This window comes from Rubrivivax gelatinosus, from assembly GCF_004340905.1.
Lineage (GTDB): Bacteria > Pseudomonadota > Gammaproteobacteria > Burkholderiales > Burkholderiaceae_C > Rubrivivax > Rubrivivax gelatinosus.
On sequence record NZ_SLXD01000010.1, the window covers coordinates 61530 to 73142 of the forward strand.

Annotated in this window: 9 protein-coding genes; 1 reads left to right on the plus strand and 8 read right to left on the minus strand. The window is 69.9% G+C overall.

Translation table 11 applies throughout. From position 1 onward, the window contains the following. Position 1 precedes the first annotated feature (1 nt). From epsF to EV684_RS15825, 8 genes are all read right to left on the minus strand, one after another. The gene (epsF, locus tag EV684_RS15790) at positions 2–1438 is read right to left on the minus strand and encodes a chain length determinant protein EpsF (RefSeq protein WP_132648250.1); all 1437 of its coding nucleotides are present in this window, start codon (positions 1436–1438) and stop codon (positions 2–4) included. 10 nt (positions 1439–1448) lie between these two features. Beyond that, complete coding sequence (gene epsE, locus EV684_RS15795) at positions 1449–2276, minus strand: polysaccharide export protein EpsE (RefSeq protein WP_242478508.1); 828 nt, start codon at positions 2274–2276, stop codon at positions 1449–1451. Between the two features lie 5 nt (positions 2277–2281). After that, positions 2282–3217, minus strand: coding sequence for an EpsD family peptidyl-prolyl cis-trans isomerase (locus EV684_RS15800; protein WP_132648252.1), 936 nt, complete (start codon positions 3215–3217; stop codon positions 2282–2284). 381 nt (positions 3218–3598) lie between these two features. Next, positions 3599–3985 carry a Tim44 domain-containing protein gene (locus EV684_RS15805; protein ID WP_242478509.1) on the minus strand — a complete coding sequence of 129 codons (387 nt, stop codon included), beginning with the start codon at positions 3983–3985 and terminating at the stop codon, positions 3599–3601. A gap of 56 nt (positions 3986–4041) precedes the next feature. After that, on the minus strand, positions 4042–4773 hold the full coding sequence (gene ubiE / locus EV684_RS15810) for a bifunctional demethylmenaquinone methyltransferase/2-methoxy-6-polyprenyl-1,4-benzoquinol methylase UbiE (RefSeq protein ID WP_132648254.1): 732 nt from the start codon (positions 4771–4773) through the stop codon (positions 4042–4044). 8 nt (positions 4774–4781) lie between these two features. Next, positions 4782–5195, minus strand: a complete 414-nt coding sequence (locus EV684_RS15815; RefSeq protein ID WP_132648255.1) for a gamma-butyrobetaine hydroxylase-like domain-containing protein — start codon at positions 5193–5195, stop codon at positions 4782–4784. A gap of 103 nt (positions 5196–5298) precedes the next feature. Then, the gene (locus EV684_RS15820; RefSeq protein ID WP_132648256.1) at positions 5299–5775 is read right to left on the minus strand and encodes an FxDxF family PEP-CTERM protein; all 477 of its coding nucleotides are present in this window, start codon (positions 5773–5775) and stop codon (positions 5299–5301) included. Positions 5776–6028: 253 nt separating this feature from the next. Continuing rightward, positions 6029–9970 (minus strand): DUF3683 domain-containing protein, encoded by a 3942-nt coding sequence (locus EV684_RS15825; protein ID WP_200222334.1) that lies wholly within the window; start codon positions 9968–9970, stop codon positions 6029–6031. Positions 9971–10142: 172 nt separating this feature from the next. Here EV684_RS15825 and ugpB point away from each other — a divergent pair, with 172 nt between their 5' ends. Then, positions 10143–11456: a sn-glycerol-3-phosphate ABC transporter substrate-binding protein UgpB gene (gene ugpB / locus EV684_RS15830; RefSeq protein ID WP_200222335.1), complete on the plus strand. Its 1314-nt coding sequence runs from the start codon at positions 10143–10145 to the stop codon at positions 11454–11456. Positions 11457–11613: the final 157 nt, after the last annotated feature.

Sequence of the window (11613 nt, forward strand, 5' to 3'; positions counted from 1 at the left end):
GTCAGCCGCCCACGGTCAGCGAGGAGGATGGCTGCGGCCCGTCCTGGCGCGGCGGCACCAGGAGCCGGCGACTGCCGGGGAGATAACGCTTGGCGCCCGGCGTCGGCAGCACGCCCAGCACCGGCAGGCCGAGCACCGCGACCGCGTCCTCGGGCGAGCGCACGCGGCGGTCGGCGAGCTCGAGCACCAGCACCGCCGCCAGCGCCAGCAGCGCGCCCAGGAAGGTGCCGATGACGGTGTTGAGCACCGGCCGCGGCGACGAGGGCTCGGCCGGCTCGCGCGCCTCGGACAGCAGGCCGACGTAGGACTGCGTCGACTGCGCCTCCAGCGTCGTCTGGTTGAAGCGGCCGGCGAGCCCGTCGTACAGGCGCTGGGCGTTCTCGACCTCGCGCACCAGCACCAGGCCCTCGTCGCGCACCGCCTTCATCTGCAGCACGCGCTGGCGCTGCTGCTCCAGCGCCTGGCGGATCTGCGCCTCGCGCTGGCGGTTGATCGTGTCGGCCACGGCCACGCCGCCCGTCAGCCGCCGCGTCTCGCTGGCGATGCGCTGCTGCAGCTCGCCGATGTTGGCGCGGGCCTGCTGCACCTGCGGGTTGGCCTCGCCCAGGCGCTGCAGCAGTTCCTGCAGCTTGGCCTGGGCACGCGCGAGGTCGGACTTCAGCCCGGCCACGACCGGGTTGGCCAGCACCTCCTGAAGCTGGTCACCGCGGCCGGCGGCCGCCTGGCTCTGGCGGCTCGTCGAGTCGGCGGTGGCCGACTGCATCAGCGTCAGCTGCGTCGACAGCTCGTTCAGGCGCGAGTTCTCGATGTCGAAGCGCTCGTCGCTGGCGACGATGCCCTTGGCGCGCTGGAACTCGGACAGCCGCGTCTGGGCCTGCTCCAGCGCCGTGCGCGCCTCCTTCGTGCGCTGGTCGAAGAAGCGGCTGAAGTTCTGCGCCGGGTTGACGCGCAGCTCCAGCGTCGTCGCGATGTAGGCCTGGGCGAAGGCGTTGGCCAGGCCAGCGGCGAAACGCGGGTCCGGCGCCTTGTACTGGATCGAGATCACGTTGCTGTCGCGCGAGGGCTGCACGTCCAGGCGCTTCTGCAGCGCGCCGACGAGCCACTGCTCGACGCTGCCCCGGCCATCCGTGTCTTCCAGCCACTGCTGGCGGATCTGCGGGTCGCGCGCCAGGCCCAGGTCCTGGATGACACGCAGCGCGACACGCTCGCTGTTGAGGATGTCGATCTGCGTGGCCATGAAACCGGTGAGCGCCAGCGGCGGCAGCCCGGTCACCGACACCGGGTCGGGCCGCACGTCGACGACCACGCTGGCCGTGCCCAGGTACTGGCGCGGCAGCAACAGCGACAGCACCAGGGTCGCCAGCATCACGACGCCGGTGAGGCCGAGAAACACCCACTTGCGCGCCCGCAGGATGTCGATCATCTGCGCGAGAGACATCGTGCGCTCCTCAGAACAGGCTCTCGCGCACGTAGACGACGTCGCCGTCGTGCACGCGGGCGTCCATCTGCGGCTCGATGACCTGCACCTGGCCGTCCGCGGCCTTGCGGTGCACGCGGATGCCCTTGTGCGTGCCGCGCTGCGTCGGCCCGCCGCCGGCGGCCAGCGCCTGCATCACCGTCATCTCGCGCTCGATGCGCAGCGGCCCGGGGCGCTGCACCTCGCCGTAGATGTAGACCAGCGGTTGGCGGTCGACCCAGACGGTGTCGCCGTCGAGCAGCACGAGGTTGCGCTCGCCGCCGCCGGGCGCGAACAGCGCCGGCAGGTCGATCTCCTGGCGCAGCGTGCGGCCGTCGCGCACGCCGCTGACGACGACGCTCTCGGCCCCCCCCTGGGCGACACCGCCGGCCATCGCCAGCACGTCGGTCAGGCGCATGCCGGCGACTTCCAGCGGATAACGCCCCGGCCGGTTCACCTGGCCGAGCACGCTGACCTGGTTGCCCCGGATCTGCGCCACCACCAGCGTCACCTGCGGCTGCTTGACGAAGTTGCCGTTGCGCAGGCCGTCGGCGATCAGGCGCTCGGCCTGCGTCACCGAGAGCCCGCCGATGCGGATGCTGCCCAGCAACGGGTAGCTGACGAGGCCAGCCTCGGTGATGCGCGTCTCCAGCGACAGGTCCGGGTTCTGGTAGACGTTGATGCGCACGACGTCGCCGGAACCCAGCCGGTACTCGGGCGCGGCCGGGGTGGACACCGCGGCGGGGCGCTGCTGCGCGCCGACGGCGGGCGCCCAGCCGGCCAGCACGGCGCAGACGAGGAGCAGAAACGAACGGATCATCGTCATCACTTGAGCCCCAGTCCCTTGCCGGCGTCGGCCAGGCCGTCGGCCTGGCCACCGTTGGCGGCGCTGCCGCCGGGTGCCGAGGCCGCCGCCGCGAAGCGCCCCACGTACTCGATCGCCGCCGCCTCGCGCAGCGTCTTCAGGTCCGCCTCGACCATCTGGCGGCGGCGGTCGTTGAGCATGAACTGCTCGATCGCGCCGCGCGCCTGCTCCTCGCTCACCGGCTGCGCGCGCGAGCCGACGACGACCAGCACCTGCAGCCCGGCCGGCGTCGGCGTCACCATCGCCTCGCCTTCCTTCATCGCCGCGATGCGGTCGACGGCGGCCAGCGGCAGCTGCTCGGCGCCGCGCACGATCTGGTTGCCGGTGTAGCGGATGCCTTCGGCCTTCAGGTGCTCGACGAAGGCCGCGACGTCGGCCGACTGCGCCAGCCGCTGGCGCAGCGCCGGCACCTGTTCGGCCGGTGCGTCGATCAGGATCTCCTGCAGGTTGTAGACCCGACGCTCGCGAAACAGCGCCGGCTTGGCCTCGAAGTAGCCCCGGATCTCGTCGGCCGTGGGCTTGGCCGCGCCTTCGCCGATCTTGTCGAAGTAGGCACGCGCCAGGATCTCGCGGCGCGCCGTCTCCAGCTGCTGCACGACCCGTGGCTCGCGGTCGAGCTTCAGGTCGTCGGCCTTCTGCAGCGCCAGTTGCTGATCGATCAGGCGCTCGAGCACCTGCCGCGCCGCAGCCTCGCTCTGCTCGGGCCGCACGCGCTGCTGCTGCAGCGCGAAGTTGATCTGGTGAACGGTGATCTCGTCCTTGTTGACCTTCGCGGCCGTCTGGCTTGCACGTTCCTGGCGGTCGCCGCATGCCGCCAGCACGGCGCACAGCGCGACGAGGGCGAAGGCGTTGCGCGGCGCGGAGCGCCTGGCGCCTCCGGTCAGCATCAGATCCATGAGGAGGTCCCCGGTAGTCGATCGGTCGCCGCGGCACGGGGCGCGCGACGGTCGCGGTGCCCCGGCTCCGATGCCGGGGGCCTGGCACCGCGGGGCCGGGCCAGTCTATGAGGGCCTCCCCGGGCGTCGCCCCTTACAGGGTGCAACTTCGGTTCGGTACTCGTGACAGCGACGCCGGGCCGGCGGGACCAGCCACGGGCACGGCAAACGGCGCGCCCGGTGCGCCACGAGGCAGGAAGAGGCGCCAGCGCGGCAGAGCCCCGCTTCGGCGCGCCCGCGCGGCGGTTACAAGCAGCCCTCGGAACGGGGGGCGCGACGAGACCGCGGGACGACCCGAAGTGTCAACGGATGTGAACCAATCGCCGCGGCGCGGCGGGGGCTTCAGCTGAGCGCCTGGACCCGGGCGATCTGCCAGCCGCGACCGGCCGACTTCAGGTTGGCCAGCAGCCAGAGTTCGCGAAACGGCGCCGCACGCTCTTCCAGGCGCTCGCGGATCCAGCCCGAGAACTCGACGCTGGCCACGAGGCCGTCGCCCACCTCGTCCAGGCCCAGCAGCCGCGCTTCGAGCGCGAGCACCTCGGTGCGGTTCGGACCGGGGCCGCGCACCTCGAGCTGCTCGCGCAGCTCGGCGAGCAGTTCCTCGGTCGTGATCGAGGCCAGGGCGCGCAGGTCCGCGGCGTCCCAGGCAGCCTGCAGTTCGACGAAGCTCGCCCGCGCGACGCGCAGGAAGGCCTCGACGTCGGCGCCGGCGGCCGACAGGGGCGCCATCGGGCGCCCGGCGTGCCGTTGCGGCGCGACGCGCCGTTTCAGGCGCGCCAGCCGACTCAGCACTTGATCCCCACGTGCAGCGCGACGACGCCCGCGCTCATGTTGTGCACGTCGACGTGGCCGAAACCGGCCTCCTTCATCATCGCCTTGAGGGTCTGCTGGTCGGGGTGCATGCGGATCGACTCGGCGAGGTAGCGGTAGCTGTCCTCGTCGCCGGCCACGAAGCGCCCGATCTTCGGCATGACGTTGAAGGAATACCAGTCGTAGGGTTTCGCCAGCGGCGCGGCGACCTTGGAGAACTCCAGCACCATCAGCCGGCCGCCGTCGCGCAGCACGCGGCACATCTCGCGCAGCGCGGCGTCCTTGTGCGTCATGTTGCGCAGGCCGAAGGCGACGGTGACGAGGTCGAAGCTGCCGGTGGCGAACGGCAGGTGCTCGGCGTCGCAGGTGGTCGTCGGCAGCACCATGCCCTCGTCGAGCAGGCGGTCGCGGCCGGTGCGCAGCATGGCCTCGTTGATGTCGGTGTGCACCACCGTGCCGCTCTCGCCGACCTTGCGTGCGAAGGCGCGCGCGAGGTCGCCGGTGCCGCCGGCGATGTCGAGCACGCGGTCGCCGGACTTCACGTTGGCCACCGCCACCGTGTAGGCCTTCCACGCCCGGTGCATGCCCATCGACAGCAGGTCGTTCATCAGGTCGTAGCGCGAGGCGACCGAATCGAAGACGCCGCGCACGCGGCGCGCCTTCTCGCTCTCGTCGACGGTCTCGTAGCCGAAATGGGTCTGGGCCATGGGGGGATTCAGGAGTGATGGGAGCCGCAGGCGCGGCCGGGCTTGGGCGGCATCGGCGCGTCGCGGTCGACGCCTGCGGCGGCCAGGTTGTCCTCGTAGCGCGCCCACAGCGCGGCTTCGTCGGCGCCCAGGCGGTAGAGGTAGCCCCAGGTGAAGATGCCGCTGTCGTGGCCGTCGGAGAAGGTCGGGCGCACGCCGTAGTGGCCCACGGGCTCCAGCGCCTCGACGAGCACGCCGCGCTTGCCGGTCTGCAGCGTCTCCTGGCCCGGGCCGTGGCCCTGCACCTCGGCCGACGGCGAATACACGCGCATCAGCTCGAACGGGATGCGAAAACGTGCACCGTCTTCGAAGCCGACCTCCAGCACGCGCGAGGCCTGGTGCACGGTGATCGAGGTGGGCTGCGGCGCGCGGGGCGGACTCATGCGGACGGCGGGGCGTGAACGGAACGCGCGAGTTTATCGCCGCACCCCATGAAAAAGGGCGGTGCATGGCACCGCCCTTGACCCAGGTGGGGACGTCTGCCGGTCAGACGTTGTGGTTGCGGCGGCGCGAGGCGATGAAGCCCACGATGCCCAGGCCGGCGAGCATCAGCGCGTAGGTCTCCGGCTCCGGCACCGGCGCGGCGGCCAGGACGCCGGCGTAGGCACCTCCCATCGAGCCCGAGGTGAAGCCCGTCAGCGCCAGCGCGTAGGTGCCGGCGGCCAGCCCGGAGAAGGACAGGCCGTCGGCGGCGTTGGCGCTGCCGACCGTCGCGAACGACGAGTCGAGCAGGGCGATGCCCAGGTTGCTGAACGACCAGGTCGGCGGGAACTTCAGGTCGGTGACATCGACGCGCAGCGTCGACAGCTCCGACAGCGTGAAGGTGAACGTGTCGAACACGAAGCCCGACCCGCTGCCGTTGAAGAACACCGGATCGCTTCCCAGCGTCCCGAGGTCGGTGGCGGCAAATGCCGACGCACTGGTGGCAAGCAATGCCGCCACGGCAAGTGGTTTCAATTTCATTGCAACTCCTGGCAGTAAACGTTGAAGGGACAAAGGCGGATTTCGGACCCGCCCGTTCGGTCGTTGTACTGGGTCAAGAGCCGCGATCTTCACCCCGCGAACCGGGGATGGGACCACTTCAAGGGTAACGGTGTGATGCGCCGCGCCGCGAGATGAAACCCTCTGGGCGGGCAGCGCGGAGAAGTGATTCGAATTGCATTCGATTCAACCCCAGCGCGCATCCGGGCGAATTGAATCGAAATGCAATGAGGCGTTACACGAGTACGCGCTCGATGCCGCCCGAATTCGCGCGGCGCACGTAATCCTCGAGCCAGCTCTCGCCGAGCAGGCGGCGCGCCATCTCGACGACGATGTAGTCGGCTTCGAGCAGGCCGGAGGACAGGTCGTCCTGGTAGCGCTTCAAGCCCTGCAGGCAGCTCGGGCAGCTGGTGAGGATCTTCACGCCGGCGCCCGCGGGCACCGCGCCGGAGGCGCGCAGCGCGGCCTCGGCCTTGCGGATCTCTTCTTCCTTGCGGAAGCGCACCTGGGTGCTGATGTCCGGGCGCGTCACGCCCAGCGTGCCGCTCTCGCCGCAGCAGCGCTCGCTCTTCACGACGTTGGGGCCGACGAGCGCCTTGACGGTCTTCATCGGGTCCTGCTGCTTCATCGGCGTGTGGCAGGGGTCGTGGTACAGGAAGGCACCCTCGCCGCCCGCGGGCAGCGTGATGCCCTTGTCGAGCAGGTACTCGTGGATGTCGACGATGCGGCAGCCGGGGAAGATGTCCTCGAACTTGTAGCCCTGCAACTGGTCGAAGCAGGTGCCGCAGGACACGACCACCGTCTTGATGTCCAGGTAGTTCAGCGTGTTGGCCACGCGGTGGAACAGCACCCGGTTGTCGGTGATGAGCTTCTCGGCCTTGTCGAACTGGCCGCTGCCACGCTGCGGATAGCCGCAGCACAGATAGCCCGGCGGCAGCACGGTCTGCACGCCGGCGTGCCAGAGCATGGCCTGCGTCGCCAGGCCGACCTGGCTGAACAATCGTTCGCTGCCGCAGCCGGGGAAGTAGAAGACGGCCTCGGTCTCGGAGCTCGTCGCCTGCGGGTCGCGGATGATCGGGACGTAATCGCGGTCCTCGATGTCCAGCAGCGCACGCGCGGTCTTCGTCGGCAGCCCGCCGGGCAGCTTCTTGTTGATGAAGTGCAGCACCTGCTCCTTCACCGGCGCCGGGCCCAGCGTCGCCGGCGGCGCGGCGGTCTGGCGGCGCACGACGGGCTTGAGCAGGTCGTTGGCCAGGCGCTGGGCCTTGAAGCCGACGCCGACCATCGCGCCGCGCATCACCTTGATCGTGCGCGGGCTGGTGGCGTTCAGGAAGGTCATCGCCACCGCGCTGCCCGGACGGAAGCTCTTCTGCCCCATCTTGCGCAGCAGGTTGCGCATGTTCATCGACACGTCGCCGAAGTCGATCTTCACCGGGCACGGCGTCAGGCACTTGTGGCAGACGGTGCAGTGCTCGGAGACGTCCTCGAACTCCTCCCAGTGGCGCAGGCTGACGCCGCGGCGCGTCTGCTCCTCGTAGAGGAAGGCCTCGACGAGCAGCGAGGTGGCGAGGATCTTGTTGCGCGGGCTGTACAGCAGGTTGGCGCGCGGCACGTGCGTCGAGCACACCGGCTTGCACTTGCCGCAGCGCAGGCAGTCCTTGATGCTCTCGCTGATCGCGCCGATGTCGCTCTGCTGCATGATCAGCGACTCGTGGCCCATCAGGCCGAAGCTCGGCGTGTAGGCGTCGCTCAGGTCGGCGGCCATCGCGCCGGCGACGCCGCCGCGCATCAGCTTGCCCTTGTTGAAGCGCCCCTCGGGGTCGACCTTGGCCTTGTAGGCGGCGAACGACGCCAGCTCCTCGTCGGTCAGGAACTCCAGCTTGGTGATGCCGATGCCGTGCTCGCCGCTGATGACGCCGCCCAGCCGGCGCGCCAGCGCCATGATGCGGGCGACGGCCTCGTGCGCCGTCTGCAGCATCTCGTAGTTGTCGCTGTTGACGGGGATGTTGGTGTGCACGTTGCCGTCGCCGGCATGCATGTGCAGCGCCACCCACACGCGCCCGCGCAGCACCTCCTTGTGGATCGCCCGGCAGGCGTCGAGGATGGGCGCGAAGGCGCCGCCGGCGAACACGGCCTGCAGCGGCTTGAGGACCTGCCGCTTCCACGACGCACGCAGCGTGTCGTCCTGCAGCAGCGAGAACACCGAGCGGCCGCTGTCGGCCTGCACGACGTCCAGGTTCTCGAGCCAGAAGCGCCACAGCACGCCGACCTCGGACAGCAGGGTCAGCGCCTCGGCGGCGCGGTCCTCAAGGATCTCTGCGCTGGGGATCTCGCCGGCTTCCCCGCCGGGGCCGATCGGCAGCGGGCCTTCGGAGAAGAAGGCCTTCAGACGCTCGACCAGCGCCAGCTTGTTGCGCAGCGAGAGCTCGACGTTGATGCGCTCGATGCCCTCGGTGTACTCGCCCATGCGCGGCAACGGGATGACGACGTCCTCGTTGACTTTGAAGGCGTTGGTGTGGCGCGCGATCGCCGCGGTGCGCTTGCGGTCGAGCCAGAACTTCTTGCGCGCGTCGGCGCTGACGGCGACGAAACCCTCGCCGCTGCGGCTGTTGGCGATGCGCACGACCTCGCTGGTGGCACGTGCGACAGCGTCCTCATCGTCGCCGACGATGTCGCCGATCAGCACCATCTTCGGCAGGCCCTTGCCCTTGAGCGCACGTTTGCTCTTGGTCGCGTAGCCGACGGCCTTCAGATAACGGTCGTCCAGGTGCTCCAGACCGGCGAGGATCGCGCCACCGGGCTTCTTCGCTTCGGCGAAGAGGTAGTCCTTGATCTCGACGATCGAGGGCACCGCCTCCTTCGGGTTGCCGAAGAACTCCAGGCAGACCGTGCGCGTGTGCGCCGGCATGCGGTGCACGACCCAGCGCGCGCTGGTGATCAGGCCGTCGCAGCCTTCCTTCTGGACGCCGGGCAGTCCGGCGAGGAACTTGTCGGTGACGTCCTTGCCCAGGCCTTCCTTGCGGAACACGCGGCCCGGGATCTCCAGGCGCTCGGTGTGCTCCAGCGTGCGGCCGCTGGTGTCGTAGGTGCGCAGCTCGAAGACCGCGGTCTCGGCGTCGTGGATCTTGCCGAGGTTGTGGCCGACGCGCACCACCTCCAGCCACTTGGCGTCGGGCGTGACCATGCGCCAGGACGCCAGGTTGTCCAGCGCCGTGCCCCACAGCACCGCCTTCTTGCCGCCGGCGTTCATCGCGATGTTGCCGCCGATGCACGAGGCCTCGGCCGAGGTCGGGTCGACGGCGAAGACGTGGTCGGCACGTTCGGCGGCGTCGGCCACGCGCTGCGTGACGACGCCGGCTTCGGTCCAGATCGTGGCCACCGGCGCGTCCAGCCCCGGCAGCGTCACGTGCTCGACCTCGGTCATCGCCTCGAGCTTCTCGGTGTTGATGACCGCGCTGTTCCAGGCCAGCGGCACGGCACCGCCGGTGTAGCCGGTGCCGCCGCCACGCGGGATGATCGTCAGGCCCAGCTCGATGCAGCCCTTGACCAGCAAGGCCATCTCGGCCTCGGTGTCGGGCGTCAGCACGACGAAGGGGTACTCGACGCGCCAGTCGGTGGCGTCGGTGACATGGGCCACGCGCGACAGGCCGTCGAACTTGATGTTGTCCTGGGCCGTCACGCGGCCGAGCACGCGCCGCGTGCGCTGGCGCAGCGCGCGCACCTCCTCGAAGCGATCGGAGAAGCGCGCGACCGCGGCGCGCGCGGCGTCCAGCAGCTCGCCGACATGGGCGTCACGCTCGGCGTCGTCGGGCTGGCGGCGGCGCTCGATCTCGCGCAGCCGGTGCTCCAGCGCGTCGGTCAGCAGGCGCAGGCGCTTCGGGTTGTCGAGAAGGTCGTCCTCGAGGTACGGGTTGCGCTGGACGACCCAGATGTCGCCCAGCACCTCGTAGAGCATCCTCGCGGAGCGGCCGGTGCGGCGCTCCTGGCGCAGCCGGTCCAGCAGCTCCCAGGCACGCGCGCCGAGCAGGCGGCGCACGATCTCGCGGTCCGAGAACGAGGTGTAGTTGTACGGGATCTCGCGCAGCCGAGCGGGTGCGTCGTCGCCACGGTCCGCGGCGCCACGAGAGGCGACATCGGCCGGGACTTGAGGTGTGGCAAAGGCTTGCGGCGCGTTCATGGCGAACCTCGCATCCTACCGCAGTGCAGCATCGAGACCGCAGCCGGGTCTTGTGTGCCAGCGGGTAAACCCGGGTGCCCGCGCCGGGCGGCGCGTGACAGAACCGGGAACTGTCACAAAACGCACGCATCCTTTCGCGTACGTACAACTCTCGCTGCAGGAGCCCTCTTTCATGATCAAGAAGCCGATGTTCGCCGCCGCCGCCGCGGTGGCGGCGCTGTTTGCCGTGCCCGCGCAGGCCCAGGTCGAGATCCAGCGGTGGCACTCGATGGGCGGCGCCCTGGGTGAATGGGTCAACGACCTGGCCAAGGACTTCAATGCCCAGCAGAAGGACTACAAGGTCGTGCCGGTGTTCAAGGGCAGCTACGACGAGTCGATGACCGCCGCGATCGCCGCCTTCCGCGCCGGCAACGCGCCGCACGTCCTGCAGGTCTTCGAAGTCGGCACCGCGACGATGATGGCCAGCAAGGGCGCGGTGAAGCCGGTGGCCACGCTGATGAACGAAGCCGGCGTCAAGTTCGACCCGACGCGCTACATCAGCGCCGTGGCCGGCTACTACACGGCGCCGAACGGCCAGATGATGAGCCTGCCGTTCAACAGCTCGACCACCGTCTTCCACTACAACAAGGACGCCTTCAAGGCCGCCGGCCTGGACCCGAACAAGCCGCCGACCACCTGGCCGGAAGTGGCGCTGGCCGCCGCCAAGCTCAAGGCCAGCGGCCACAAGTGCCCGTTCACGACGAGCTGGGTCAGCTGGACGCAGCTGGAGAGCTTCTCGGCCTGGCACAACGTCGAGTACTCGACCAAGCGCAACGGCTTCGGCGGCCTGGACACGCGCCTGGCGTTCACGACGCCGCTGCACGTGCGCCACATCGAGAACCTGGCCAACATGGCCAAGCAGGGCCTGTTCGTCTACAAGGGCCGCGGCAACGCGGCCGACGCCACCTTCGTCTCGGGCGAGTGCGCGATGATGACCGGCTCCTCGGGCCTGTACGGCAACGTCAAGCGCAACGCCAAGTTCACCGGTGGCATCGGCGCCCTGCCCTACTACCCCGACGTCCAGGGCGCGCCGCAGAACACCGTCATCGGCGGCGCCAGCCTGTGGGTGATGAGCGGCAAGAAGCCGGCCGAGTACAAGGGCGTGGCGCAGTTCTTCCAGTACATCTCGGACCCGAAGGTGCAGGCCGCCAGCCACCAGCGCACCGGCTACCTGCCGATCACGACCGCGGCTTACGAGCTGACCGAGAAGTCCGGCTTCTACAAGGAGAACCCGGGCACCGACGTCGCCGTGACGCAGATGATCCGCAAGGTCACCGACAAGTCGCGCGGCGTGCGCCTGGGCAACTTCGTGCAGATCCGCACCATCGTCGACGAGGAGATGGAGCAGGTCTGGGGCGGCAAGAAGAGCGCCAAGGAAGCGCTGGAAGCCGCCAAGAAGCGCGGCGACGAGCAACTGCAGCGCTTCGAGAAGGCCAACCGGTCGTGAGTGCCGACGCGACACCCGCGCATCCGTTGCCGGGTGGACGCGACGCGCGGGCCTGTTAGGCTCGCGGTCTTTGTTTCGCGCCCTGCGGGGCGCTCTGGGCGGCGGGCGTTCCCCTGGCGGGCGCCCGCCGTCGTCGTGACGGGAAGCCAGCGTTGGC

Bases quoted from the DNA above. Each gene is read 5' to 3' on its own strand.
- epsF (WP_132648250.1), bottom strand. From the start codon at position 1,438: ATGTCTCTCGCGCAGATGATCGACATCCTGCGGGCGCGCAAGTGGGTG.
- epsE (WP_242478508.1), bottom strand. From the start codon at position 2,276: ATGATCCGTTCGTTTCTGCTCCTCGTCTGCGCCGTGCTGGCCGGCTGG.
- EV684_RS15800 (WP_132648252.1), bottom strand. From the start codon at position 3,217: ATGGATCTGATGCTGACCGGAGGCGCCAGGCGCTCCGCGCCGCGCAAC.
- EV684_RS15805 (WP_242478509.1), bottom strand. From the start codon at position 3,985: ATGGCGCCCCTGTCGGCCGCCGGCGCCGACGTCGAGGCCTTCCTGCGC.
- ubiE (WP_132648254.1), bottom strand. From the start codon at position 4,773: ATGGCCCAGACCCATTTCGGCTACGAGACCGTCGACGAGAGCGAGAAG.
- EV684_RS15815 (WP_132648255.1), bottom strand. From the start codon at position 5,195: ATGAGTCCGCCCCGCGCGCCGCAGCCCACCTCGATCACCGTGCACCAG.
- EV684_RS15820 (WP_132648256.1), bottom strand. From the start codon at position 5,775: ATGAAATTGAAACCACTTGCCGTGGCGGCATTGCTTGCCACCAGTGCG.
- EV684_RS15825 (WP_200222334.1), bottom strand. From the start codon at position 9,970: ATGAACGCGCCGCAAGCCTTTGCCACACCTCAAGTCCCGGCCGATGTC.
- ugpB (WP_200222335.1), top strand. From the start codon at position 10,143: ATGATCAAGAAGCCGATGTTCGCCGCCGCCGCCGCGGTGGCGGCGCTG.